Here is a 26,973-nt window from a genome sequence, read left to right as displayed (position 1 = left end):
GTGGATACCGGCACCAAGATTTCAGCGATTGCGCATGTCAGCCTGATCGGATGGGCGATGTTCGGCGGCACCTTCAGGTCCGAACCGTTGCCGATGGCTGTGCAGGACGTCTCAGTGATCACGGCTGAACAATTCGCGGCGATGACTGCCCAGCGGGATGCGCCGGAAGTCCCCGAAGTGCCGACCGCTTTGCAACAACCGCCCCAACCGGAGGCTGTGACCAAACCGCCGGAATCCGTGATTGACGAACAGCCGCGCCCTGAACCTGTTGCACCGGCTGAACCAGAACCAGAGCCAGAGCCTGTCATCGTGGAAGCGCCGCCAGAACCCGAGGTTCCTGACGAGCCTCCGGTTCTGACGGAACCTCAGGTCGAGCCTGTTGCACAGCCTGCGCCGCCTGGTCCGGAGGCACAGCCGCGCCCCTCGGATCGCGTCGCGCCCGAGGCAATAGCTCCGCCACCGCCCGAGGCAAAACCTGATGATTTTGAAACGCCGCCGGTATCCCTGGATGAAGGCGCAGAAGTTCAGCAGGAACAGCAGGATCAGACCGCGCCGCAAGAGGCAGCCCCGGAGATTGTGACCGAGGCCGAGGAAACCAAGGAACAGTCGCCCCTGACATCTCCGCGGCCGCGCGTGCGCCCAAACCGGCCAAGGCCGCCATCCGAACCCGCTGTGGCCAAATCGCCTGAAGCGACCCCGGAATCTGAAAAACAAACCGATGAAACGGCAATTAACGACGCCCTGGCCGAAGCCTTGGGCAGCGGGTCCGAACCCTCTGGTCCACCGCTGACCAGCGGAGAGAAAGACGCGATGCGACTGGCCGTCTCTGGATGTTGGAATGTGGGTTCCTTGTCCACAGATGCGCTGAACACTGTGGTTGTTGTCGCGTTTTCGTTGAACCGTGATGGTACGGTCGTCGGCGGCAGCGTTCGGATGCTGGACAGCTCTGGCGGCTCGGCGGGAGCCGTTAAACAGGCCTACGAGGCTGCGCGACGTGCTATTTTGCGCTGCGGGGCCAAAGGATATGATTTGCCTGCTGACAAATACGAACATTGGCAGGATGTTGAGATTACATTTAACCCCGAGAGGATGCGGATCAAATGATGAAGCTTCTGACCAGCCTCTTTGTCGGCCTGACATTGATGTCTGCGCCGGTTTATGCACAGAGCGGGCCTTTGCGTCTGGAACTGGATGAGGGGATTATCGAACCCTTGCCCTTTGCCGTTCCGAATTTTGTGCCGGACGGCCCGGCCGCAGCTCAGTTCGCGCAAGATATCTCGCGCGTGGTGGCGGCTGACCTGACCGGGACCGGGTTGTTCCGCGAGATATCCTCGGATGCGTTCATCAGCCGGGTCAGCAGCTTCGAAGCTCCGGTTCAGTTTGCGGATTGGAAGGCGATCAACGCTGACGCCCTGATCACGGGCGCTGTCAATGTGTCCGGTCAGAAACTGACGGTCCGGTTCCGGGTGTGGGATGTGTTTTCGGGCCAGGAACTGGGCAATGGCCTTCAACTGGCAGGTACCACCGACGGGTGGCGGCGCATGGCGCATAAGGTGGCCGATCAGGTCTATAGCCGGATCACAGGTGAAGGCGGTTATTTTGACAGCCGCGTTGCCTTTGTTTCGGAAAGCGGTCCGAAGGACCAGCGCCTGAAGCGTTTGGCGATCATGGATTACGATGGCGCGAATGTGCAGTACATGACTGACAGCGCCGCCATCGTTCTGGCGCCCCGGTTCTCACCCACCGGTGACCGGCTGCTTTATACCAGTTATGAAAGCGGCAGCCCGCGCATTTACGTGACTGAAGTCGGGCGCCCGAAACCACGGGAACTGAAGACGCAGGACGGGACCATGAGCTTTTCGCCACGGTTCTCGCCGGATGGCCGGTCGATTGTCTATTCGCTGATTCAGGGCGGCAATACCGACCTGTGGAAAATGGATATCACCTCGGGGCAAAGTACGCGCCTGACCAACACGCCCGCAATTGAAACGGCTCCCAGCTATTCGCCGGATGGTGGCCGGATTGTCTTTGAAAGCGACCGCTCCGGCACGCCGCAATTGTACGTAATGGCAGCAAACGGGGGCGAAGCCACGCGGATCAGCTTTGGCGCGGGTCGCTATGGTACGCCGGTCTGGTCGCCGCGAGGCGACCTGATCGCCTTTACCAAGCAGAACCAGGGCCGGTTCCATATCGGCGTGATGCGCATCGACGGATCAGAAGAACGTTTGCTGACAGCGTCTTTCCTGGATGAAGGCCCCACCTGGTCGCCCAATGGCCGGGTCATCATGTTCACCCGCGAAACGCAGGGGGCCAGCGGTAGGGCATCGCTTTACTCGGTGGATATCTCGGGCAGGAACCTGCGCCCGGTACGTACACCGGACGGCGGCAGCGATCCGTCCTGGGGCCCATTGCAGAATTGATCGCAGTGAAGTTCACAACAAATCGTCCCTGTGGTAGACAGGCGGCAATAAACATAACACGAGGCACCTGAAATGAACGTATTGAGCAAAGTTCTGGCGCTGGGCGCGCTGAGTGTGATCGCCGCCTGCACAAACAATGACCCCTCAGCCTTGGGTGGCGGTGGTGGTAGCGGAGGCATTGGATCCATTGTCCCCGGATCACCGAGTGATCCGCGCTCGCCCGCGTATTTCCAGCAAACGGTCGGGGACCGTGTCCTGTTTGCCGTTGACCAGTCGACCTTGTCGCCCGAGGCGCAAACAGTGCTGCAAGGGCAGGCAGACTGGTTGCTGGCCAATCCGGATTTTGTCGCAACGATTGAAGGCCACGCGGATGAGCAGGGCACACGGGAATACAACCTTGGTTTGGGTGCCAAACGCGCTAATGAGGCACGAGAATACTTGATTTCACGCGGAGTTGCGGGCAGCCGCCTGAATACCGTGAGCTATGGCAAGGAACGCCCGATCGAGATTTGCAGCACCGAGGAATGTTATTCCAAGAACCGCCGTGCGGTAACGGTTCTGACCGGGTCAACTCTGGGGTAAGATGATGCGCATTGCAGGATGGGTTTTGGCGGCGGTTGTGGCGACGGCTGGTGTTGCACAGGCACAGGATCAGCAAACTCTTGCAGATATCCGTCAGGAACTAACGGTGCTACATGTGGAAATTCAGCGTTTGAAACGCGAGTTTTCTACCACGGGTTCACCTGCACCGAACCTGTCCGGCAGTTCGGTCCAAGAACGCGTTGTCGCGATCGAAGCGGAATTGCAGCGCCTGACCCGCCAAACCGAGCAGTTGAACCAGCGGGTGCAGAACATTGTCACTGACGGCACCAACCGAATCGGTGACCTTGAGTTCCGGCTGGTCGAACTGGAAGGCGGCGATTTGACGACATTGGGTGAGACCTCGACATTGGGTGGTGACACGGCCGCTGTGATCACCGGGCCAACAAGTATCGAAACGCCAACGGCGACCGATCATGGTGAACTGGCCATAGGTGAACGTGCTGATTTTGATGCAGCCTCGCAAGCGTTGGCCGATGGCGATTTCCAGACTGCTGCCACGTTGTTTGCGCAGTTTGAAACAAGCTATCCCGGCAGTCCGCTGGCGCCCGAAGCCAACCTGAAACGCGGTCATGCCCTTGAAGGGATTGGCGACACGCGCGAAGCGGCCCGAGCATTCCTGGCCAGCTTCACGGGTGATTCCGAGGGCGCATTTGCACCCGAGGCGTTGTACGAACTGGGTGCGGCGCTTGGCCGTTTGGGACAGACTGATCAGGCCTGCATCACGCTTAATGAGGTCGGAGTACGCTTTCCTTCTGCGCCAGAGTTTTCGAACGCCACGCAGGAGATGACCGCGTTGGGATGTACTTGAACCATCACTCCAGCAAACTACTTGCAGACCTTCGCGCCCGGCTACCCGAAACACTTCCGCGCAAGTTGGGTATTGCAGTTTCGGGAGGCGGCGATTCTGTCGCCTTAATGCACCTTTTGCATCATGTGGCGCAGGATGAGGCTATCACCCTTTTCGTTGCCACGGTCGACCACGGGTTGCGCCCCGAATCCGCGCGCGAGGCCGAAACGGTATCCCTGCAGGCGGCTGCGTTGGGGATGCCTCATGACACGCTGCGTTGGTCGGGATGGGACGGTACCGGCAACTTGCAGGACCGCGCACGTCAGGCGCGGTATGATTTGTTATCCGAATGGGCAAAGGGCCGCGGAATCGATGCCATTGCGCTGGGCCACACCGCAGATGATCAGGCGGAAACACTGTTGATGCGGTTGGGCCGATCATCCGGGGTCACGGGCCTGTCCGGAATGGCGGCCATTCGGAAACAGCGGGGGCTGACGATACTGCGCCCGATGCTGGGGATTGCCCGTGAACAGCTGCGCACCTATCTGACTGGGGCTGGCGTGGCATGGGTGGACGACCCTTCGAATCAGGATGCCCGTTTCGATCGGATCAAGGCGCGCGAAGCTTTGGGTGGTCTAGAACCTTTGGGAATTGATGCGCTTTCATTGTCCCGCGTGGCTGACAATCTGGCGCAGGCACACACGGCACTTGGCATCTGTGCGCAAGAATCCGCACGGTCCGTGGCGCAAGTGGATCAAAGTGACGTGAGGGTGAACCGGGCCGGATTTGCCGCGTTGCCCCTTGAGATTCGGCGCCGTGTCCTGCTGGGAATCCTCTCGTGGGTTGCCGGGTCGGGTTATCCCCCGCGTCAGGCGGCAGTGGATCGGGCGATGGATGCAGTTGCGAATGGGCAATCGGCGTCAGTGGGCGGTTGTCTTATTGTTCCACACGGCGGGAGTGTTTGGATTTGCAGGGAATTTAATGCCGTGAAATCTCAGTTGGCTGCACCCGGTGCTGTGTGGGATGGCAAATGGCGGCTGAGCGGACCGGCAACAATGGGCGCAGAAATCCGTGCTTTGGGGGGTGAGGGGTTGCAACAGGTGCCCGAGTGGCGGGCAACCGGGCGTCCCAGGATAGCTTTGACAGCGACGCCTGCGGTTTGGAATGCGGATAGGGTGCTGGCCGCCCCGCTTGCGGGTCTCGCGAATGGTTGGCATGCCAGTCTTGCGTCAGATTGGCCCGAGTTCCACACATCTTTTTTATCGCATTGAACATACGACAATCCTCTCTATTTTAAGAGGTAACTTGGCAGCGTCTCACCTGCCGGAACTTTTAGGAGAATTTCCTTGGGCAACGCTCGCAATATCGCGTTTTGGGTCGTTTTGTTCCTGCTCATCCTTGCACTGTTCAATCTGTTCAGTGGACCGGGCGGAACGCTTCAGAACAACGAGAAAACCTATTCCGACTTTGTCGGTGCCGTCCAAAGCGGTGAAGTCAAGAATGTGACCCTGGATGGTGAGCAGATTCGCTATACCCTGCAAAGCGGTGCCAGCTATGTCACGATCAAACCCGGCGACGCCGAAGTGACCAAGCTTCTGATCGAAGAAAACATCCCCGTTCAGGCCGTAAAACAACAGCAATCAGGCTTTCAGTCGTTCCTGATCACGCTGCTGCCTTTCCTGCTGCTGATCGGTGTCTGGGTCTATTTCATGAATCGGATGCAAGGCGGCGGCAAAGGTGGCGCGATGGGCTTTGGCAAGTCCAAGGCCAAGATGCTGACCGAAAAGCATGGCCGCGTGACCTTTGACGATGTTGCCGGTATCGACGAGGCCAAGGAAGAGCTGGAAGAGATTGTCGAATTCCTGCGAAACCCGCAGAAGTTCAGCCGCCTTGGTGGCAAGATCCCCAAGGGCGCGCTGCTGGTTGGCCCTCCGGGTACCGGTAAGACGCTTCTGGCCCGTGCCATTGCGGGTGAGGCGGGCGTGCCGTTCTTCACCATCTCGGGTTCGGATTTTGTCGAAATGTTCGTTGGTGTGGGTGCGTCCCGCGTGCGTGACATGTTCGAGCAGGCGAAAAAGAACGCGCCCTGTATCGTGTTTATCGATGAAATTGACGCTGTGGGTCGTCATCGCGGCGCCGGGTATGGTGGCGGCAACGACGAGCGGGAACAAACGCTCAACCAGTTGCTGGTCGAAATGGACGGGTTTGAGGCCAACGAAGGTGTAATCATTCTGGCGGCGACAAACCGCAAGGATGTTCTGGACCCTGCGCTGCTGCGACCGGGCCGGTTCGACCGTCAGGTCACAGTCGGCAACCCGGACATCAAGGGCCGCGAGAAAATTCTGGGCGTTCACGCACGCAAGACGCCGCTGGGCCCCGATGTCGATCTGCGCATCATCGCGCGCGGTACGCCCGGCTTCTCGGGTGCGGATCTGGCCAACCTCGTGAACGAGGCCGCGTTGATGGCCGCACGCGTGGGTCGTCGCTTTGTCACCATGGAAGATTTTGAAAACGCCAAGGACAAGGTGATGATGGGGGCCGAGCGCCGCTCGATGGTGCTGACTCAGGATCAGAAGGAAAAAACAGCCTATCACGAAGCGGGTCATGCTGTTGTTGGTCTGTCTCTGCCCATGTGCGATCCAGTCTACAAGGCGACCATCATACCGCGCGGCGGCGCGCTGGGTATGGTCGTTTCGCTGCCGGAAATGGATCGCCTGAACTATCACCGGGATGAGTGCGAACAAAAGCTGGCGATGACCATGGCAGGTAAGGCGGCCGAGGTCATCAAGTATGGCGAAGATCACGTGTCGAACGGGCCTGCCGGGGACATCATGCAGGCCAGCCAACTGGCACGTGCCATGGTGATGCGCTGGGGAATGTCGGACAAGGTCGGCAATATCGACTATGCCGAGGCCCATGAGGGATACCAGGGCAATACTGCCGGTTTCTCGGTATCGGCTCATACCAAGGAACTGATTGAAGAAGAGGTAAAGCGCCTGATCCAGCAAGGTTACGAAAAGGCGCACAAGATTCTGACCGATCATAACGAAGAATGGGAACGTCTGGCCCAAGGTTTGCTGGAATACGAAACGCTGACCGGTGACGAAATTAAACGCGTCATGAACGGGGAATCGCCCGGCGACAGCGATGACCGGAACGACAAGTCGGACGAGGGCAGTGCGCCCAGCGTCACAGCCATCCCCAAGACCAAGGCTAAGAAATCACCGCCTGAGGGCGGGATGGAACCTGAACCGACAGCATAACCAGCAAGAACCCGGGCTCTGACCCGGGTTTTTTCTCTTTCCATCAGAGCGTTACTGGGCATTATGCGCTGGCAGACACCAATGGGTAGGGAAGCGCATATGCCGTTTTTGCGGGAAACCGAATTTGCAGCCGAAGTCGTTTGGCTGGGCCTTGTTCCTGCCGGCGGATCACTTCGTGCCAAGCCCGTGGAGTTGCTGGATCTTGGGTTTGAGGGCGCGAAAGGCGAACGGCACGAAGGTCTGAACCGTGCGTCCTGTGTTCGGGTCTCGAACCTCTATCCCAAGGGCACTGAAATCCGCAATGTTCGTCAACTTTCGGTGCTGTCCTTGGAAGAGTTGCAGCAGATCGCGCAGAACATGGGGCTGGACCAGCTTGACCCGTCTTATCTGGGCGTATCCATAGTGCTGAAAGGTGTTCCGGATTTCTCGCACATTCCGCCGTCCTCGCGCCTTCAGGCGGTCAACGGGCTGACGATCACTGTGGATATGGAAAACGCACCCTGCGTATTGCCCGGACGCGAAATCGAAGCGGATCATCAGGGGTATGGTGCAGGGTTCAAACCCGCTGCCGTCGGGCGCCGGGGTGTCACGGGATGGATCGAACGTCCCGGGCGCATTCAACTGGGCGATCACCTCAAGCTCTTTGTTCCGGACCAGCCTGCCTGGAGCCCTGAAAATATGCAGGTTTCCGATTAGTTACCGATGAAGTGACCTGACGACGCTTCGCGACGCCAGAATGTCGGAATCCATGGCTAATCAGATTGTACACAAGGGTATGGAATGCGTAGCGCCGACGTTAGACGTCGGTTTTGCACGGTATTCAATCAAGGACCCCGGCCAATGAGCTATAAATCCGACATCGAAATTGCGCGTGAAGCGAATAAGAAGCCGATCCAGGAGATCGGCGCGAAGCTTGGAATATCCAGTGATGATCTGTTGCCGTATGGGCATGACAAGGCGAAGGTGAGCCAGGAGTTCATCAACTCGGTGCAGGGTCGTGAAGACGGCAAGCTGGTGCTGGTGACGGCGATCAACCCGACGCCTGCGGGTGAGGGCAAGACGACCACGACGGTTGGTCTGGGTGACGGTCTGAACCGGATCGGCAAGAATGCGATGATCTGTATCCGCGAGGCCTCGCTGGGTCCGAACTTTGGGATGAAGGGCGGCGCTGCAGGGGGCGGCTATGCGCAGGTTGTTCCGATGGAAGAGATGAACCTGCACTTCACCGGCGATTTCCACGCGATCACCTCGGCCCATTCGCTGCTGTCGGCGATGATCGACAACCACATCTACTGGGGCAATGAATGCGAGATCGACACCCGCCGGGTCGCATGGCGTCGTGTGGTCGACATGAACGACCGCGCCCTGCGCCAGATCACTGCCAGCCTGGGCGGCGTGTCGAACGGGTTCCCGCGCGAAACAGGTTTTGACATCACAGTGGCGTCCGAGGTCATGGCGATCCTGTGCCTGTCAAACGACCTGAAGGACCTGGAAAAGCGTCTGGGTGATATCATCGTGGCTTATCGCCGCGACAAGACGCCGGTCTATTGCCGCGACATCAAGGCCGAAGGGGCGATGACCGTTCTGCTGAAAGACGCAATGCAGCCGAACCTGGTGCAGACGCTGGAAAACAACCCGGCCTTTGTCCACGGTGGCCCGTTTGCCAACATCGCGCATGGCTGCAACTCGGTCATTGCCACCAAGACCGCGCTGAAAGTGGCTGACTATGTGGTGACAGAGGCGGGCTTTGGCGCCGATCTGGGTGCCGAGAAGTTCATGAACATCAAGTGCCGCAAGGCGGGCATTGCGCCCTCTGCCGTGGTTCTGGTTGCCACCGTGCGGGCGATGAAGATGAATGGCGGTGTCGCCAAGGCCGATCTGGGCGCGGAAAACGTCGCCGCGGTCAAGGCGGGCTGCGCCAACCTGGGCCGTCACATCGAGAACGTGAAGTCGTTCGGTGTGCCGGTTGTTGTCGCCATCAACCACTTTGTCACCGACACCGATGCCGAGGTTCAGGCGGTGAAGGATTATTGCGCCTCTCACGGGGTCGAGGCGATTCTGTCGCGCCACTGGGAACTGGGCTCGGAAGGGTCTGCTGATCTGGCCCGCAAAGTTGTGGAAATCGTCGAAGGGGGCTCTGCGAACTTCGCGCCGATCTACCCCGACGAGATGCCGCTGTTTGAGAAGATCGAAACCATCGCCAAGCGCATCTACCGCGCCGACGAGGTTCTGGCCGACAACAAGATCCGCACGCAGCTGAAAGAATGGGAAGCAGCGGGGTATGGCAACCTGCCGGTCTGCATGGCGAAAACCCAGTACAGCTTCTCGACCGACCCGAGCCTGCGGGCGCGCCCACCGGCCATTCGGTCCCGGTGCGTGAGGTCCGCCTGAGCGCGGGTGCGGGCTTTATCGTGGTTGTCTGCGGTGAGATCATGACCATGCCGGGCCTGCCCCGCAAACCGGCCGCGGAAACCATCTGCCTCAATGACGCAGGTGAGATCGAGGGCTTGTTCTAAGCCGCTGAATAAGACATCTCGTGGTCCGGGACCCCCGGGCCATGAGGAGACGATGATGCCCACTCTGACACCGCCGCAGGACTGCCATTCGATGCGGGATCTGCGGGTTCAGATCGACAGGCTGGACCGCCAGCTGATCGGGATGCTGGTGAGGCGCGCAAGCTATATCGACCGCGCGTCTGAGCTGAAGCCGGGCGAGGGCCTGCCCGCCCGCATCCCGGACCGGGTCGAGGATGTGGTGCAAAAGGTGCGCGCCAGTTCGCAGGCCGCGGGGATGGACCCCGATTTGTCCGAAACGCTCTGGCGCATTCTGATTGACTGGTCGATTGCACGTGAGGAACGCGTGCTCGGCCCCGAGTAAAGACCGGGCGCGTTTTGCGCCCGTTTGGGTTTTGAAAGAAGGGACCAAAGGATGGTAGCGCAGGTTATCGACGGGAAGGCCTTTGCCGCCAAAGTGCGCGCGCAGGTGGCCGATCAGGTTGCAAAGCTGAAAGAGGAAAACGGCATCACCCCCGGCCTGGCCGTGGTTCTGGTGGGAGAGGATCCGGCCAGCCAGGTCTACGTCCGCTCGAAAGGCAAGATGACCGTCGAGGTTGGCATGAACTCGTATGAGCACAAGCTCGATGTGGATACCTCCGAGGCGGACCTTCTGGCGCTGATCGACAAACTGAACACTGAACCAGCGGTGCATGGCATTCTGGTACAGCTGCCGCTGCCAAAACACCTGAACGAGGATCTGGTGATCAACTCGATCGATCCGGCCAAGGATGTGGACGGCTTCCACATTTCGAATGTGGGCCTGCTGGGCACCGGTCAAAAATCGATGGTGCCCTGCACCCCGCTGGGTTGCCTAATGATGCTGCGCGATCACCACGGGTCGCTGTCGGGCATGGATGCAGTTGTCATCGGTCGCTCGAACATCGTGGGCAAGCCGATGGCGCAGCTGCTGCTGGGGGACAGCTGCACCGTGACCATCGCGCATTCGCGCACCAGGGACCTGCCGGATGTGGTGCGCCGCGCCGATATCGTCGTGGCCGCTGTCGGCCGCCCCGAGATGGTGCCCGGCGACTGGATCAAGGAAGGCGCCACCGTGATCGACGTGGGCATCAACCGCATCGAGCGGGATGGCAAGACCAAGCTGGTCGGCGACGTCGACTATGCCAGCGCTGCCGAACGCGCCGGCGCCATCACCCCGGTCCCCGGCGGCGTCGGCCCCATGACCATCGCCTGCCTGCTGGCCAACACCCTCACCGCCTGCTGCCGCGCAAACAAACTCCCCGAACCAGAAGGCCTGACCGCCTGATACACGCGGGGCCGGATCGGACCCTTCGGACCGGCCCCCTTTTTTGGCAGGCAAAGCTCCAGCCAAATCGCCCCCTGACTGCATGGGCAAAGCGCCCTGAATGGGTTTGACAGCCGAACAAATCGTGATATCCCTGTAATCCCAGCTGGTTACAGGTGAAGGCACTATTGTGTTTGACACATTCGGGGTGAGCTATGCTAATTCATGCACAAAAGCGGTATGACGTCTAAAATAAGTATAATCCTGAAGGCATTTTCACCGCAACGTGTGGTAGCGGGTTTGGTCTTTCTTCCTTTACTTGCATATGCGTTTCCACCCTTCCTTGATTCTGACCTGTCATTTGGACTGCGGCTTGTATTCTGGGCGGGAGTGATGGTCCTTGCTTTGACGGTTACCGGGCTTGCCAGAAAGCTGATGCGGAAGAACCCCGTTTTCCTGAATGTTCCGGCGAGGGATCTGGCATTTGTTTCTTTGACCTTGGCATTGTTCACGCCTTCACTTTGGATGTTGGCCTGGGTTCTTTTCACCTGTGGTGGATATATGGCGCCGGACGCCGAGAGGATTGTGGTTTATGGCGCTTTGTTCGCGACAGGCTTGATGCTTGTACAGCGCAACGATCTGAATGCCGCGGCAATTACTGAATCTGATCTTGAAAAACCACGACTTGTCAAACGCTTGCCACCCAGATTCAACGGGCAGATCTATCGCTTGACCGTTCGGGATCACAACGTGGATGTTGTCACCTCAGAAGGCACCTTCACGCTCCGGTCGCGTTTCACAGATGCGATTGCCGAAATGGAGCCTGTCCCGGGTCATTGCTCGCACCGTTCGCATTGGGTCACCGACGCATCCATTGTAAGTGTCGAAAGGGAAGGCAGTAAAACCTATCTGAAATTGATCAATGGTGATCTGGTTCCGGTCAGCCGGAAATACAAACCGATGCTGGAAATGGATGGCCTGATCTGAACCTATTGCGGCATTGGCAACATGTATGGACGCGGACCTGTGAGGATCGCCATCGCCTGCGATCCCATCAGTGCCGACAGCACTTGATCAGAGCTGCGAAGCCCCCCGGTAAAAGCGCCGTAGGCCGGAAGTATAATGCGATGATCATTCAGCAGAAAAGCGGGGCGTGAAATATGACGTCCCTTGACCCTGATCCGGACTTTTGGATGGTAATGGCCGGAAACTTCTCCTCGCGCGGGATCCTGCGCGATATGACGGAAAACAAGCGGGCCACGGTGCCATTCGAACAGATGGGTCCCCCCCAGCTCAATAGGACCGGGATCGTGGTTCCCCTCAATCCAGATCCACTGACGTCCGGACTGTAAGGTCGCGATCCTTAGCATTTCTGATTTTGGCAGCGCCCGGGCAGCCTCAAGATCATCGAAGCTGTCGCCCAGACATACAATGGTTTTGGCGTTCGTTTGTCCCAGGTCATCTTTCAGGCGGTCCAGCGTTTCACGGCTGTCATAAGGCGGAAGCGAAGGCCCACCACGCCGCGCGACGCGCTCGGATTTACCCAGATGCAAGTCCGACACGCACAGCAAGCTTTCGTCTGGCCACCAAAGCGCACCGGACGGCAAAGCACACAGGCGCTGACCCGCAAAGGGAAACTCAAGTTCGTTCATGATACGTTCTTGGCCTGTTTCAGGGCCTGGCGCAAGCAGATCAAAGCTGTTCCAACCCCGCCGCTTGCAGCAGCCGCGCGCTTTCTTCCGCCAGAAGCCTTTCTTCGGCACTGCCTTTCACCGGCACTTTGCCAACCTCCAGAAACAGTGGCGCTGACAGGGGCGAGACACGCTCGAGCCGCACCAGATCAATCCTGTCTCCAATTCGGGCAAGCATTGTTTCGATCCGACCGAAATCGACAAGCCCACGCATGGCTTCTTCGCGGGTGATCTGCATCAATAGGTGATCGGGATCGTATTTCAGCAAGGTGTCATACAGGATATCTGACGAAAACGTAGCCTGCCGCCCGCTTTTGCGTTGCCCTGCCATGTTGCGTTCGATCAGACCCGCAATGGTGGCCGATGCACGAAACGTGCGCTTCATAACGGCGTTACCTGCCAGCCAGGTGTCCAGTCCGTCGCGCAGCGCATCGGGTTGAAGCAACGGGCGGGGATCGGTAACCGCGTCCAGACCCCAGATCAGCGTGGCATAGTCCGTGGCGACAAACCCCAGCGGGGACAGTCCGGTTTCCTCCATCCGTTTGGTCAGCAGCAGGCCCAGTGTTTGTTGCGCGTTGCGACCAGCAAATCCGTAGACGCACAGATGTTCACGCCCATCGCTGGGAAAGCTCTCGATCAGCAGACGATCACGCTGGGGCAGGCGGGACATCTGGCGCTGCAAATCCAACCATTCAGCCGTATGAGGGGGAAGCTGTGGCCAGCCCTGTTGGGCAAACATGTTCAGGATGCGGTCGCTGAGCTGCGTGGAGGTTGCGAATTTCGTGCCCGAAAAGGTCGCAATCTTTGGCTTTCGGTCTGCGCGCCGCGTGACTTCGACCACCATCTCGCGCAGTCCCTCATACCGCACGATTTGCCCACCGATCAGGAAGGTGTCGCCGGGCGTCAGCGAGGCAGCGAATGCTTCTTCTACTTCTCCCAGTGGCTTGCCGCCCCGGTTGCGTTTCAGACGAACCTTGAGCGTATCCGTGTCCTGAATAGTGCCCAGGTTCATACGAATTCGCGATGCGGCGCGCGGGTCGCGCAGTTGCCAGTGCCCGTCGGCGCCGTGTTGCAGCCTTTGCCAGCGATCATAGGCTCGCAGAGCATAGCCGCCGGTAGCACAGAAATTCAGGCAAGCGTCAAACTCGGCCCGCTTCAGCTGAGCGTAAGGCCCGGCGGATGTCATCTCGGCATAAAGATCATCAGCGTTAAACGGCCCGGCGCAGGCGGCAATCAGGATATGCTGGCACAAAACATCGCGCGGGCCTCGGCCGCGGGGCTCTCCATCCAGCTCATGGGCTTTGGCGGCCTCTAGCGCGGCGACGCATTCGACCACTTCGAAGCGATTTGCAGGCACCAAAAGGGCTTTGGAAGGTGCGTTATAGCGATGGTTGGCCCGTCCTATCCTTTGCACCAGCCGTTTGACGTTCTTGGGCGCGCCGATCTGGATCACCAGATCGACATCCCCCCAGTCGATGCCCAGATCCAGCGAACCGGTGCAGACGATGGCGCGCAAGTCACCCCGGACCATCGCCGCCTCGACCCGCTCGCGCTGCTGCCGGTCCAGACTGCCGTGATGGATACCGATGGGCAGACCGTCATCATTGGCCAGCCACAGATTGTGAAAGAATATCTCGGCCTGGGCGCGCGTATTGTGAAAGATCAATGTGGTCTTGTGCTGCTTGATCTGCTCCAGCACGGCTGGAATAGCATAAGCCGCGCCACCGCCAGACCAGGGCGGCATTTGCGACGTTTCCAGCATTCGGATATCCGGGTCCGGGCCGGGGTCGGCCTGTACAATCTGGCAGGGGTCAGGGTGGCAAGCCAGAAAGCGGGCAATCGCAACAGGATCTTCCACCGTCGCCGACAACCCGACGCGGCGCAGATCGGGATTGAGGCGTTGCAGACGTGCCAGCGCCAGCATCAGCTGATCCCCGCGCTTGCTTTCAGCCAGTGCGTGGATTTCATCGACGATGATCCGCTGCACACCTTCAAACATACGCGGGGCATCCTCGTACGAGTTCAGCAACGCCAGACTTTCCGGCGTGGTCAACAGGATATGCGGTGGATCAGCCCTTTGGCGTTTCTTCTGCGTGGCTGAGGTGTCACCGGTTCGATCCTCGATCCTGACAGGCAGGCCGATCTCATCCACCGGGGTGCGCAGATTGCGTTTGATGTCGGCGGCCAGCGCCTTGAGCGGCGAGACATAGATCGTGTGCAATCCATTGTGGCCAGCATCCGCAAGTTCAGCCAGCGACGGCAGAAACCCGGCCATGGTTTTGCCGCCACCGGTGGGCGCAATCAGCAGTGTCGCCGGGCTGAATGCGCGGTCGAACATCTCTTGCTGATGCGGGTGGATGGACCAGCCTTTGGTGGAAAACCACGCGGCAATCCGTGCGGGAATCTGCGTCATGAACGCAGACTACCCGCCCCAGAGTGGTAATGGCACGGCGTTATTTGACGATTTTCTCGTCTTTGACGAACATGTTGGCCCAGGCCCGGTCGATCAGTTCGGGGCTCATCTGATAGGGGATGCCTTCGAACTCGCAGATCGAGATCATCTGGTCGATCAGAAAGATCGGTTGATAGTTGGCGTAGATGTTGTTGATGGTCGGGTATTTGACCTTCAGCAGGTGCACCAGCGCCGCCTCATCCAGCGGCATCCCGCGTTTGCGCGCAACCATGGCGAAAATCTTCAGGAAGTTTTCCTGATTCGGGCCGTCGATCTTGATCTTGAAGAAGATTCGGCGCAGGGCCGCCTGGTCAAATATCTCGTTCGGGTGGAAGTTGGTCGAGAAGATGACCAGCGTATCAAACGGAACTTCGAATTTCTCACCCGATTGCAGGCCAAGGATATCCTTGTTCTCTTCCAGTGGAACAATCCAGCGGTTGACCAGCGCCTGCGGCGGTTCGGCCTGACGGCCAAGGTCGTCCACGATAAAGATGCCGCCCGTGGATTTCAGCTGCAGCGGTGCCTGATAGGTTCGCGCGGTAGGGTTATAAACCAGGTCCAGCATACTAAGCGACAGTTCACCGCCGGTGACAACGGTCGGGCGTTCACACTGTACATAGCGTGAGTCGAACCGTTTGCGGCGGCGCAGGCTGTTCGGGTCGTCGGCTTCCTGCTCGATCGCGGTGTGCACGATCGGGTCGTAGACCGTGATCACCTGCCCCGCATATTCGATGGCGTAGGGCACATAGACATTGTCCCCCAGCGCATCGCGAATGCCGTTCGAGATGGACGATTTACCGTTGCCCGGCGGACCATACATCAGGATCGACCGGCCTGCGCTGACTGCCGGGCCTAGATGATCCAGCAGGCTGTCGGGCAGAACCAGATGGCCCATGGCGTTGGTCAACTGGTCGCGCGTGACCTGAATGTTGCGGATCGATTGACGTTTGACTTGCTCGCGATAGACATCCAGCGGAACGGGCATCGCACCGAAATACTCGGACTGGCTGAGGGCATCCAGAGCGCGGGCCTTGCCGGCATCAGTCAGCTGATATCCCATCTCGTTGCCGCTGTTGGCGTTCAGCGTCCCCATTGCCTCAAGCAGCTTCTGCTCGCGTGCGATGTCGATCAGTTCCTGGGTCACAGCGCCAGGCAGACATATGGCCGCAGAAACTTCTGACACGGTGCTGGTGTTCTTGCGGAATATGGTCTTAAGCAAGATATCCCGCATCATCACCAGCGGAAGCTTCATTTCGCTTAACCCCTTCGGGGTAGGGGGGGCCATAACAGAGGAAGTCTGCATATTCATGCGCGGTGCTCGTTCGTCAAATTGTAACGCCAACTGCCCGAATAAGGGCGACTTGAAGGAAAAATGACCCAGCTTTGTGGCGGGACAAAGGCAGCGGCAAGGCGCGCTGATGATAGTTTACGAACCGAGAACAGTACCCAGAATCAGATACATGGCCAGCGAGCCACCCAGTGCGAACCCCATGGGGAACTGTTTGCCCCGATCCCAGCTTTCCCAATGTGGCGCAATGGTGCGCAACCTTGTGATTTTCGCCAAACGATGCGTGACCACGGCGGCCAGAATACAGGCGGTCAGAATAAGCAGTACCAGCTTTAGATCGCCAAGCCAGACAAATGGCGCGGACGCGGCAAGAAACTTAGCGTCGCCCGCGCCCATTGCCCCTGACGCGTTCAGAAGAATGCCGAAAATCAACACCACGGGGATATGCAGAAGGTGCCAGAAATAGATCGGCATCGACACATTGATCAGCAACAGATGACCGCTGACCGCGCCGGTGGACCAGGGCGGGATGGCAACCAGCCCGACCACGACAAAAATCAACGCCAGCGCAACAACTGCATGGTTTTTGATCCGCATCTCACGCATATCCGTGAAGGCCACGTAAAAGCAGATCGGCAGCACGAAGGGCAGGAACCATGCCGCCGCCGCAGCGGGGATTTGCATGTGTCAGGCCTCTTCAAGCGCACGAAGCGAGCGGACCGCTTCATCGAAATGTTGCGGATGGGTGGCAATGGCCTCGCGGAACAGGTTTTTCGCGGTTTCTACATCGCCCTGCTTGACCGCGGAAATACCCATCGTATTCAGCAGTAGCGCCCGTTCAACCTGGGTCATCGGCACCACTGGAAGGCTATAGTTGCCCTGCGCTGACCGGGCCAGCACCAGATTATTCTTGGCAGTGAACAAAGAGCTGTCCTGGCGGACTGCGTCGGTGAACAGGCGTTCGGCCTCGGCATACTGGCCACGGGTCAGTTTCGAATACCCCCAATTGTTCATTACGCTGCCCGGACGGGTGGTCAGCCCAACGGCCGTTTCATAGAAATGATCAGCCCGCTTCCACTCTTTCCGGGAATCCGCGACCACCGCCTCAAGGCGATAGCGTTTAAAGGTTTCGAACGTTGGGGGAACCGTATCCAGAACGGTTTTGGCCTGAGACCAGTCGCCATTTCGCACCAGCGCATCGGCGTACTCGACCTTGTCTGCGGCGTTCGTACCCTTCATTGTCGTCACGCGCTTCCACGCTGCTGCCGCTTCGGTGGTGCGTTTTGCGCGTCCCAGGGATATTGCCAACCCGCGCTGAAGATCGATGCGATCAGGGTTCTTGAGTGCGGCACCGTGAAAATAGGTCACTGCCTCATTCGGGTCGGCGGCACTCAACAACACATCGTTCAGGTTGGTTTCGTCAATAACGTTCACTTCCTGAAACGTCCGTTCCACTTTTTCCTCTTCGGATTCCTTTGCACAGGCCGAAAGGATCAGACCGCTGAAAACAACAGCCGGAATCAAGAATTGCTGGCGCATTTTTTGCGTCCTTTACTGCTCTTGCCTCGATTACTGAATCTTGCGTAGCGCGAATTGCCCGTCGCCAAGCTGCTCCAGTGTATATTCTTGTTGTTCTTGCGGGATATTATTAACAGGATTTTCCATTTTTGCGAGTGCTAAGCGCAGATTGTCGCGGATTGCGTCACTTTCGCCATTGTCCAGCGCGTAAGCCCGTTGAAAGACCTGCGCCGCTTCGGGGTACTCCTGTTTCTCCATCAGCAGAACGCCCAGATTATTCCATGCAACAGGCCAATCCGGATCGCCTTCCACGGCACGGCGCAGCAATTTCTCGGCCTGCCCTAAACGCCGCAACCCAAGATTGGCCGTACCCAGAGAGGTCAAGACCTGTGTCGTCATACCCTGGTCCAGGGCGGCGCGGGTAAAAGTATCAAGCGCGAGTTCGTATTCACCGGCAGCCATCAGCCGGTTTCCGACCTCGATATTGTCTTCTGCTTGTCCCCTGGGATCAACTCCCGGCGCATCCAGGCCGTTCGGCGAGAGGCCCTCTGTGCAAGAAGCCACCATGGTGCAAACCACGGTGGCCTTAAGTATTCGGCGGAACCCGGACGGGAAGCACCAGAATTCAGCTTTCATAGGGTTTTATCCGCCCGCACGCCCGAAACTCGAAATGACATTCGCCGACGGGCCGACCAGAATGATCAGCAGTGGTGGAACTGTCAGCATCATTGTGACAAGAGTCATCTTTGTAGGCAACTTGTTCGCAGCCTCTTCGGCGCGCATCACGCGTTTGTCACGCATCTCTGAGGCGTAAACCCGCAATGCCTCGGCAATGGATGTGCCGAAAGTCGCTGACTGGATCATCACGGTGACGAATGAGTTTACGTCCTGTACGCCGCAGCGCACTCCGAAATCGCGCAATACAGTGTCTTTGTCCTTACCGGCTTTCATCTCGTGTGCGACGGTTTCGAATTCCTGAGCGATATCGGGGTAGGAGGATTTCATTTCACCGGACACGCGAACGATGGCCTGGTCCAGTGACTGTCCGGCCTCAACGCAGACCAGCATCAGGTCAAGCGTATCGGGAAAGCCTGCTGTAATTGCCTCTCTGCGTGCTTCGACCCGGCGCGTGATCCAGTATTTCGGGGCGAAATAACCAATTGCGGCTGGCACGAACACCCGGATCATCATTTGCTGGCCGGTGAATTCCTGACCGTTTGAAAGGACCGTAATCAGCAGAACACCGACAACGATACCAATGATACCTAGCGAAAACTGCGCAAAGTGAAAGAACCGGACCGCATCTTTTGACCGATATCCCGCCTGACGCAGCTTCAGCTCAACCGCCGAATACTCTTCTTCGTTTTTCGGCTCCAGAAAAGTCGCGAATTTCTCAAGCTGCTCATTTCGACTGGAGTTTCGCAGTTGCTCTTTCTTGCTTTTTTTCGTTGCCCGCGGGGCCGCATTCGACCGCTGAAGTTTCTTCAGAGGATCTTCCGGCTGGCTCATGATTAGTGAGACAGCGACAAGAACCATGATCAGGCCAAGTACACCCACCACGATAAGGGGGCCGAACTCACCCAGGTGTTGAGTCAGCAGATCATTGATGTTGGTCAGAAATTCCATTGTGCTGCCCTCAGACCTTGATGTTGGTGATGATCTTCATGACGATCAGGTTCAGTGTCAGCAAAATGCCGACAATGAAACAAGCAGGGATGAACCAGGGGTGATCCAACACTTCGTCATAATATCCTGGGTCCTTGACCAGGATGAAAATCAGACACGCAATTGGGAAGCCAGACAGGAACTTGCCTGACCACTGTGCTTCGGCCGTGATTGCCTTGACACGCCGGAACAGGCGGAACCGCGCACGGATCACCTGTGCCAATCCAGCCAGAATTTCGGCCAGGTTACCACCGGACTGCTGCTGAATACCCACAGCAACCGCGAGGAACCGCAAGTCCTGCATATCCAGACGTTCAGCCATATCCTTCAGCGCCTCGCCCACATCGCGACCATAGGCGCATTCATCCGCGATAACACCAAACTCGGTTCCCAGCGGATCCTGAACTTCGTTCGAAACAACCTGAATTGTCGAAACGAAAGGATTACCCACACGCAGCGAACGCACCATCAGCTCAACCGCGTCAGGCAGCTGCTCTTCGATCATTCCCATACGTTTCTTGGCCTTGTGGTTCACCCACGCGTAAACGCCGCCAATACCGATGGCGATTGAAATCGCGGCGCGCAGCGCTGTGTCTGTCGCGGTACCGATGCTCAGACCCACAAACGCCATGGCCGAGACCAGCGCCATGATCATGATCAGTTGACGGGGTGAAAACGCAATGGCGGCTTTTTGAGCCTTGTCAGCAAGCAGCGAATACAGAGGGATGCTCTGTGATTTCATGTGCTGTTGCATTTCCTTGCGCAGCTGCTCCAGAACCTGTTCGCGCCCGGCACCCTTTTCTAGCATGTCCAGACGCCGGTTGACCCGGCTGTTCAGACTGATGGATTTGCCGAACGCAACCAGATAGATGCCCTCGACCAGGGCAAGAACCCCCACAAAGATGGCGACATAGATGATCGCCTCCATAGGCAATTGCATACCCGGTTCTCCTACATTGTGGTTGGGTCGTAGATGGATGCGGGCAGATCAAAACCCCACAGACGGAAGCGTTCCGAATAGTGGCTGCGCACCCCAGTTGCCGTAAAGTGACCGATGATCTTGTTGTCAGGTGTCAGGCCAACACGTTGAAAACGAAAGATTTCCTGCATCGAAATCACATCACCTTCCATACCGGTAATCTCGGTGATCGAGGTCATCCGGCGCGAACCATCCTGCAATCGGCTGGCCTGAACGATTAGGTTCACAGCGCTTGCGATCTGGCTGCGGACGGCCTTAATGGGCATTTCGATGCCAGCCATCGCGATCATGTTCTCCAAACGTGAAATCCCGTCACGGGCCGAGTTCGCGTGGATCGTGGTCATCGAACCGTCGTGGCCAGTGTTCATGGCCTGCAACATGTCGATCACCTCGGCGCCGCGTGTCTCGCCGACGATGATGCGGTCAGGTCGCATACGCAGGGCGTTTTTCAGACAGTCGCGCGGGCTGACCTCACCTTTGCCTTCCACGTTAGGCGGTCGGCTTTCCATCCGGCCCACATGGGTTTGTTGCAGCTGAAGTTCCGCCGTATCCTCGATGGTCAGGATGCGTTCGGCATCGTCGATAAAGCTGGACAGAGCGTTGAGTGTGGTCGTTTTACCGGAACCGGTACCGCCCGACACGATGATATTAAGACGGGTTGATACGGCAGCCTGCAAATAGGCAGCCATTTCCTCGGTGAACGCACCGAAACTGACCAGATCATCAATACCCAGCTTGTCTTTTTTAAACTTACGAATCGAAACCAGAGACCCATCTACCGCGATAGGGGGCACCATGGCGTTGAATCGCGATCCATCGGCCAGTCGGGCGTCAACATAAGGGTTGGATTCATCAACACGACGGCCCACCGCAGACACGATCTTGTCGATGATCCGCATCAGGTGCTTTTCATCCTTGAACGTGATGTCGCTGATTTCCAGCTTACCGGCACGTTCCACGAATATCTGATGCGGTCCGTTGACCAGAATATCGTTGACCGTATCGTCCTGTAGCAGCGTCTCAAGCGGACCAAGACCCGTTACTTCGTCGTACAGTTCTTTGTTCAACTGCGATCGGTCATCGCGATTCAGAACGATGTTCCTGGTTTCCAGAACTTCGCTGGCGATTGCGCTGATTTCGGCTCGTAGCTCCGCTTCGGCTGCGGTCTCCAGAGCCGCCAGGTTCAGGTTCTCCAGCAACTCGCGATGCAGTTCGATCTTGATCTCACTCAACCGTTCCTTGCGTTTTCGATCACGATCGGCCCCGGCAACCTCGGCTGTTTTTTTCTGAGGTTTACGTACGACGGCCGTTGCTGCGGGGCTGGGGGCAGCTTGTGCGGCGGGTGCCGCCGTTTCGACCGGCTGCGCTGCCGCTTTAACGGGCTGCGCTGCTGGCTGTTTTTTATATCTTGAGAACACGGCGATCCCCCCTTGGGATGATGTTACGCAGCTTCAGCGCTGTTGCTGCCAAGGCTGTGAAGTGATTTCGCCAGCTTCGCGATTTCCCGGCGAAGCGGGTTCTTGGCGGCTGAATTGGCCAGCGGCAAACCATGGTCGCCACTTTGCATGACAGGCTTGCCCCCATCAGGCAGCAGCAGGTCAATTGAGATGCCAAGGCTTTCCCCCATGCGTTTCACGCGGCTTTTTCCATTCAGGTCGGTGAATTTTGGGGCCCGGTTCAGCGCAAAGCGCAGCTTGTTGAAGGGCAGTTCTTCGGCCTGCAACGCGCGCTTGAGGCGCAGGGCATTCTGAGCGGACCGCATGTCGAGTTCGATCATTGCAAAATACACATGTGCCGCCTGCAAGATCGTTTCCGACCACAAGACCAGCGTCTTGGGCATATCCACAACCACATAGTCGAAATGTGTGCGCGCCATGTCAATCACGCGCTGGATGTCTTCGGGGGTAATCAGGTCCAATGGCACCATGTCGGATGGCGCGGTCAGAACTTGCAGTTTTTCTTCATATGTTTGAAGAGCTTGCGAGAAAACCTCGCTGTCCATCGAATCCGTATCGGACAGCATTTCGAACACCGTCTCGCGACGCGCCAGGTCCAGATAGGTTGAAACCGTGCCGTATTGCAGATCCAGATCGATCAGACAGACGGACGGGGCATCCTTGTCCGATGCACAGGCCAGCTCCCAGGCCAGGTTCACCGCCAAAGTCGTGGAGCCCACGCCACCGGCAAGTCCCTGAACGACGAACAAAGCGCCTTCCTTTGATTCGCCATTTGCCAAAGGAACAGCTGCGGCTTGCGCCATGACAACCGGATCGGGCTGCTTCATGCGTTCTACCGCTTCCTGCAATTCACCTTCCGGAAGCGGGTAGGGGACAAACTCGTCCGCGCCCTTGCGCAGCAGTTGGTGGAGCGAAGCAGGTGTGACGTCCTCGGCGATCAGGACGACCTTGATTTTCTTTTCCTTGGCCCGCGTGATGATTTCACCCATCAATGACAGGTTGTCTTCATCTTCCCCGTCGATTGCCAATGCAACGAATTCAAGCGCTTCGGCTTCTGGCTGGCTGAAAAAGGCCAGCGCTTCGGCAAAACCCAAGTCGCCCCAGCGCTCGCCCAGAATGGTTTCCATGTCTTCAATCAGAAGATCAAAATTCTGGACATCCCGGCTTATGGTGCAGGCCAGGATTGCAGAAGTTTCGTCTTGCGGCGTTGCGCTGGTCATAAACACTATCCTCGTCGTGAGGGCTCAGCATGTCATATGAACGAATTCCGCCAGATTGATGTGCTGTCGCCCCAATACGGTCAAATTTGGCCGCAGGTCACCCTATTGTTCACAATGTTGCTTTGAAGTTGGGCAAGAATTGGGCGCAAAAGAACCAATTGTAGGGAAATGGGCGACGATATCGCCCATTCTGATTGTATTATCCACCAGAGCTATCGACACTAGTTTGTCGTATCTGCTGAAGTCACGTCCTCAATCGCGCTCCTCCACGTCGCACTTTCAACATATTCGCGATAGATGACGTTGGCGTATTTACCGTCCAGCAGTTGCGGATGCCGATCAACAAAGCCCGAAACTTCGGTTACCGTCCTGCGGTTGCGGCGGTCGCGATTCGGTGTTGCGATCAACGGCTGCGCTTTTCCAAAAGATACAACGGCTTCAAGACGTGAACGCGAGATTCCTTGCCGTTCAAGGAATGCGACGACGGCCTGTGCACGGCGTAGCCCAAGGCTCTTGTTGTAGCTGATTGAACCTACGGCATCTGTATGTCCGTAAACCCGGAATCTGGCTTCGGGGAACTGTTTGATCCAGTCAGCCTGCTGCAACAGTATGCTTTGCGCTGATGCGTCCAATTGCGAACTGTTGAAGGCAAAGTTCACCTGGCTGGGCACATCTGCGGCAAATCTGCGGCCGAGAATCTGAGCATAGGTCAATTCGCCGTTTTGAACCTGTATGTTGTTCAATGTCGCGTTTCCAAAGGTTCCGGCATCGATCTCGTATCCGGCCTCGCGCGCACATGCGGCAACGGCGACCGTAAGACCCAGTGTGATGATCCACTTCTGCATTGGTCCTATCCTCCTGATCAATCTAGGACGTAGCCGTACGAGCTGCCAAAATTCTGTTTGGCAACTTCGGATGCTCCGCCGGCTCCGGGACGCTGTGTACGAGCAACCCGACCATTCACGAACAGGTCAAATTCGCTGGGCGGTTTGACACGATCTGTGGGAAGGGCAAGTGCCTCGCCACGTGTCGGCGTTACCAGATGCGCTGTGACGATGACGACAAGTTCACTTTGATCACGCTGATAATCAGCGCTGCGGAACAGGGCCCCCAGAACCGGCACATCCCCCAGCCATGGGACTTGGTTGGCCTGATCCACAAAGCTGTCCTGAAGCAGTCCAGCGATGGCAAAGCTTTCCCCGTCGCGTAATTCTATTGTGGTCTTGGCTTGCCGCACGATAAAGCTGGGAACGGTGTCTCCATTGATAGTGAAGTTCGAGCCGGAGTCGATGCTCGAGACAGACGTGGCCATTTCCAGATTGATCAGGTCGCCGTCCACAACACGCGGAATGAAGTCCATTTCAACACCAAAGGCTTTGTACTCGATTCCCACGACACCATCATCCTGTGGCACCGGAATCGGAACCTCACCGCCTGCCAGGAACGTTGCTTCCTGTCCAGAAAGGGCCGAAAGATTGGGTTCGGCAAGGTTGCGAACAAGGCCCTTCGTCTCGAGAGCTTGCAGCAGCAAGTTGACCTGTGCTGATCCGACCCCGAAACCAAACAACAAGACACCATTTTCAACGGTGACAGGGGGAACAAGGTTCTGCGGATTGAAACCACCGACAAAATCAGTACCTGAAACTGAAAGCGTTGAAGAAAGCTGTTTTGCGACTGAGCGATTCATCTCGGCGAAGCGTACCTTCAGCATAACTTGCTGCACGCCACCCACGGACATCAGATTCGAAACACGTTCCGGCGCGTAGCGTTCAGCCAATTCAAGTGCGCGGGCCAGTTTGGCCGCGCTTGAAACCGTGCCAGACAGTACGATGCCATCATTGGCGGTGCGCACTTCGATCTGCTCGCTTGGCAGAATCTGACGCAGACGCTCTTTGAATTCGGTTACATCGGGCGAGACCCGGACACGTACGTTGGCCAGCAGATTTCCTGCGCCATCGAACAGTGTCAGCGTGGTCAGGCCAGGAGCCTTACCCAAAACGTAGATTGTGCGATCCGAAAGAGAGGAGATATCCGCAATGCCTGCGTTGGCAATGCTGAGCTCTGCAAACGGTTGTTCGCTTTCCACAACGATCGCGCGGTTCATCGGAACTTCCAGCGTTTCCACCGTGCCCTTTTTTACCACGCGAAGGGTTTCAGCCCAGGCGGCATCGCCGACCGGGCCCATAACAAGCGACAACCCCAGCAGGGTTGCGCTGATCCAGGAACGTATTGTCATGTGACCTGCCTCTCCGATCACGCCTCGTTTTTTGGGTCTTTTGCCCTATGTGCTACGAGACTGCGCGAAATCCGAATTTATTGCAATAATCAATGGTTTCTGGAATTTTCCTTATGTGGAGAATTGGCAACAACAATAAGAAAAGAGCCGCATCAGGGATGCGGCTCCAATCTTGTAACACTCTGAATTGGCGTCAGTTTGTGCAGGGGATCGGCACGTTGACAATCTCGCCGCCGCGTCTGATGCGCGTCGTGCAAACCTGTTCAACTTCTTTTTCGGGTTCCGGTGCGGCTGCCGTAATTCCAAGCAGTTTGCGCTGATCCACCTCGATTGCCGACGCAACTGAGTCATCCTGCACACCAACAAGGGCCAGCGACAGGCGACCGGTGTTCTGCGCCTGCGCCAGCGCAGCAACCTGTTCCGGTGTGGCTGCGACCGTGACTGTGCGTGCAATCGTTGCGCTTGCGACGTCCGAACCAGCTGTCTGGTCGACGGCGATGAGCTGAACGTTGGTTTCGATCAGTTTGGTGATGCCGCCAGAATTCCCTTCTACCGTTCCGCTCGATCCGGTCCAGTAGATGTCGACATTATCGCCGGGGCGTAGGAATCCTGAAACACCAGAGGCCACGTCAACGCTAATCGCAAAGGCGCGCATACCTCTTTCAAGACGAGAGGTCAGACCGGCCGATTCGCCAGGCTGTGTGATCTTGACCTCCATGATCGCCTCATCCTTTTCCATAGTCCTCAGAACATAACGCTCATTGGCGCCTCTTTCGGGAAAGAGCACAGCGAGATCAGAGAATGTACCTTCGGGAATCGCGTTTTCCGGCCAGTCTACGGCGCGAATGTCTTCCTGCGTCAGGCGTTCACCGTATTTCAGCGCACGGTTTGAAACGTAAACAGTTACCGTTGGAACGACGTCGACTTTGGCATTGGCCAATGCTTCTTCTGCCGCTTGTTTCTGCCGCGCCAGTTCGCTTTGATAAGCCGCAATATAATTGCGCGCCATGTAAACGGCGCCCCCAGCCAGAGCAACGCCGACAATCAGGACAAGTCCGAATACCGCTCGCATACATGCACCTCTTTCTTATTTAGTCGGATACTAAGCGGCCAAAGGGCCACTTTGAAACAGCACAAGTGTTAAATGTAAATTGTGTCGAAATGTGGGACAAAAATGTCTTTCGGTTGGATTTCCCGCTCTTCAGGCGCTGAACTTGGAAACAATTTTTGCAAACCGGGCATACTCAGGGATGATCGAAGCAAAAAGCCACGCCCTGACCGGTCGTGGCAATATTGTTTTTTGTTGCTTGTGGTCCGGCACAAACCCCTGTCCCGCCAAAAGGTGATAGAGGTTTTAGTTGCCGCCCGCGGTTCCAGCCGTGGTTATACCAGCATTGGCATCGTTATTTGTACCTGTGCTTACGACGGCGGTACTCATTGCTTCGTTAACATTGCCACCCATGCCAGTTACACCGGCATCAATTACGCCATATGCTGCACCGGACAGTCCAATAACGGCGGCGGTGAGAACGACCCAGTCTACGGTAACAGCACCGGCCTCGTCCGACTTAAATATCTTTAAAAACTTGACCATAG

The 26,973-nt window shown here is 57.4% G+C and carries 24 protein-coding genes and 1 pseudogene; 11 read left to right on the top strand and 14 right to left on the bottom strand.

Going from position 1 to position 26,973, the window contains the following annotated elements:
• The 11 genes and pseudogenes from ACR3FC_RS05230 (at position 1) to ACR3FC_RS05180 (ending at position 11,858) form a co-directional block, all read left to right on the top strand.
• Entirely contained in the window at positions 1-1,104 is a 1,104-nt protein-coding gene (locus ACR3FC_RS05230) for an energy transducer TonB (protein WP_480473730.1), read from the top strand.
• The gene (tolB, locus tag ACR3FC_RS05225; RefSeq protein WP_480473729.1) at positions 1,101-2,420 is read left to right on the top strand and encodes a Tol-Pal system beta propeller repeat protein TolB; all 1,320 of its coding nucleotides are present in this window, start codon (positions 1,101-1,103) and stop codon (positions 2,418-2,420) included. Before ACR3FC_RS05230 ends, tolB begins: the two co-directional genes overlap by 4 nt.
• Positions 2,421-2,492: 72 nt before the next feature.
• Positions 2,493-3,002, top strand: coding sequence for a peptidoglycan-associated lipoprotein Pal (gene pal / locus ACR3FC_RS05220; protein ID WP_480473728.1), 510 nt, complete (start codon positions 2,493-2,495; stop codon positions 3,000-3,002).
• Between the two features lie 4 nt (positions 3,003-3,006).
• Entirely contained in the window at positions 3,007-3,831 is an 825-nt protein-coding gene (gene ybgF, locus ACR3FC_RS05215; protein WP_480476809.1) for a tol-pal system protein YbgF, read from the top strand.
• Positions 3,822-5,081, top strand: coding sequence for a tRNA lysidine(34) synthetase TilS (gene tilS, locus ACR3FC_RS05210; protein WP_480473727.1), 1,260 nt, complete (start codon positions 3,822-3,824; stop codon positions 5,079-5,081). The genes ybgF and tilS overlap by 10 nt, the downstream gene beginning before the upstream one ends.
• A gap of 75 nt (positions 5,082-5,156) precedes the next feature.
• Positions 5,157-7,073 carry an ATP-dependent zinc metalloprotease FtsH gene (ftsH, locus tag ACR3FC_RS05205; RefSeq protein WP_480473726.1) on the top strand — a complete coding sequence of 639 codons (1,917 nt, stop codon included), beginning with the start codon at positions 5,157-5,159 and terminating at the stop codon, positions 7,071-7,073.
• A gap of 99 nt (positions 7,074-7,172) precedes the next feature.
• Positions 7,173-7,769 carry an MOSC domain-containing protein gene (locus tag ACR3FC_RS05200; protein ID WP_480473725.1) on the top strand — a complete coding sequence of 199 codons (597 nt, stop codon included), beginning with the start codon at positions 7,173-7,175 and terminating at the stop codon, positions 7,767-7,769.
• Positions 7,770-7,913: 144 nt separating this feature from the next.
• Positions 7,914-9,589 (top strand): annotated as a pseudogene (locus ACR3FC_RS05195) (formate--tetrahydrofolate ligase).
• A gap of 55 nt (positions 9,590-9,644) precedes the next feature.
• Positions 9,645-9,950 (top strand): chorismate mutase, encoded by a 306-nt coding sequence (locus tag ACR3FC_RS05190; RefSeq protein WP_480473724.1) that lies wholly within the window; start codon positions 9,645-9,647, stop codon positions 9,948-9,950.
• A gap of 51 nt (positions 9,951-10,001) precedes the next feature.
• Positions 10,002-10,892: a bifunctional methylenetetrahydrofolate dehydrogenase/methenyltetrahydrofolate cyclohydrolase FolD gene (gene folD / locus ACR3FC_RS05185; RefSeq protein ID WP_480473723.1), complete on the top strand. Its 891-nt coding sequence runs from the start codon at positions 10,002-10,004 to the stop codon at positions 10,890-10,892.
• A gap of 372 nt (positions 10,893-11,264) precedes the next feature.
• Entirely contained in the window at positions 11,265-11,858 is a 594-nt protein-coding gene (locus ACR3FC_RS05180) for a LytTR family DNA-binding domain-containing protein (protein ID WP_480473722.1), read from the top strand.
• Between the two features lie 2 nt (positions 11,859-11,860).
• Here the strand turns inward: ACR3FC_RS05180 and pdeM are convergent, their stop codons facing one another.
• From pdeM to ACR3FC_RS05110, 14 genes are all read right to left on the bottom strand, one after another.
• Positions 11,861-12,523, bottom strand: a complete 663-nt coding sequence (gene pdeM, locus ACR3FC_RS05175; protein WP_480473721.1) for a ligase-associated DNA damage response endonuclease PdeM — start codon at positions 12,521-12,523, stop codon at positions 11,861-11,863.
• A 40-nt stretch (positions 12,524-12,563) separates the two neighbouring features.
• Positions 12,564-14,975: a ligase-associated DNA damage response DEXH box helicase gene (locus ACR3FC_RS05170; protein WP_480473720.1), complete on the bottom strand. Its 2,412-nt coding sequence runs from the start codon at positions 14,973-14,975 to the stop codon at positions 12,564-12,566.
• 40 nt (positions 14,976-15,015) lie between these two features.
• Positions 15,016-16,323: an ATPase gene (locus tag ACR3FC_RS05165; RefSeq protein ID WP_480473719.1), complete on the bottom strand. Its 1,308-nt coding sequence runs from the start codon at positions 16,321-16,323 to the stop codon at positions 15,016-15,018.
• A gap of 117 nt (positions 16,324-16,440) precedes the next feature.
• A complete protein-coding gene (locus ACR3FC_RS05160) occupies positions 16,441-16,986 on the bottom strand; it encodes a prepilin peptidase (RefSeq protein WP_480473718.1) in 546 nt (181 codons plus the stop codon).
• A 3-nt stretch (positions 16,987-16,989) separates the two neighbouring features.
• On the bottom strand, positions 16,990-17,841 hold the full coding sequence (locus tag ACR3FC_RS05155; RefSeq protein ID WP_480473717.1) for a tetratricopeptide repeat protein: 852 nt from the start codon (positions 17,839-17,841) through the stop codon (positions 16,990-16,992).
• 30 nt (positions 17,842-17,871) lie between these two features.
• The gene (locus ACR3FC_RS05150; RefSeq protein ID WP_480473716.1) at positions 17,872-18,456 is read right to left on the bottom strand and encodes a tetratricopeptide repeat protein; all 585 of its coding nucleotides are present in this window, start codon (positions 18,454-18,456) and stop codon (positions 17,872-17,874) included.
• A gap of 6 nt (positions 18,457-18,462) precedes the next feature.
• Positions 18,463-19,446, bottom strand: a complete 984-nt coding sequence (locus ACR3FC_RS05145; protein ID WP_480473715.1) for a type II secretion system F family protein — start codon at positions 19,444-19,446, stop codon at positions 18,463-18,465.
• Between the two features lie 10 nt (positions 19,447-19,456).
• A complete protein-coding gene (locus ACR3FC_RS05140; protein WP_480473714.1) occupies positions 19,457-20,425 on the bottom strand; it encodes a type II secretion system F family protein in 969 nt (322 codons plus the stop codon).
• Between the two features lie 11 nt (positions 20,426-20,436).
• A complete protein-coding gene (locus ACR3FC_RS05135; protein WP_480473713.1) occupies positions 20,437-21,882 on the bottom strand; it encodes a TadA family conjugal transfer-associated ATPase in 1,446 nt (481 codons plus the stop codon).
• A 23-nt stretch (positions 21,883-21,905) separates the two neighbouring features.
• On the bottom strand, positions 21,906-23,141 hold the full coding sequence (locus ACR3FC_RS05130; protein ID WP_480473712.1) for a CpaE/TadZ family protein: 1,236 nt from the start codon (positions 23,139-23,141) through the stop codon (positions 21,906-21,908).
• Between the two features lie 221 nt (positions 23,142-23,362).
• Positions 23,363-23,986 carry an OmpA family protein gene (locus tag ACR3FC_RS05125; RefSeq protein WP_480473711.1) on the bottom strand — a complete coding sequence of 208 codons (624 nt, stop codon included), beginning with the start codon at positions 23,984-23,986 and terminating at the stop codon, positions 23,363-23,365.
• Positions 23,987-24,003: 17 nt separating this feature from the next.
• A complete protein-coding gene (locus ACR3FC_RS05120) occupies positions 24,004-25,377 on the bottom strand; it encodes a type II and III secretion system protein family protein (protein ID WP_480473710.1) in 1,374 nt (457 codons plus the stop codon).
• 193 nt (positions 25,378-25,570) lie between these two features.
• On the bottom strand, positions 25,571-26,449 hold the full coding sequence (gene cpaB / locus ACR3FC_RS05115; protein ID WP_480473709.1) for a Flp pilus assembly protein CpaB: 879 nt from the start codon (positions 26,447-26,449) through the stop codon (positions 25,571-25,573).
• A 282-nt stretch (positions 26,450-26,731) separates the two neighbouring features.
• Positions 26,732-26,971: a hypothetical protein gene (locus ACR3FC_RS05110; protein WP_480473708.1), complete on the bottom strand. Its 240-nt coding sequence runs from the start codon at positions 26,969-26,971 to the stop codon at positions 26,732-26,734.
• Positions 26,972-26,973: the final 2 nt, after the last annotated feature.

This window comes from Ruegeria sp. AF3 (assembly GCF_056536285.1).
This window is presented reverse-complemented; position numbering and strand designations above follow the sequence as displayed.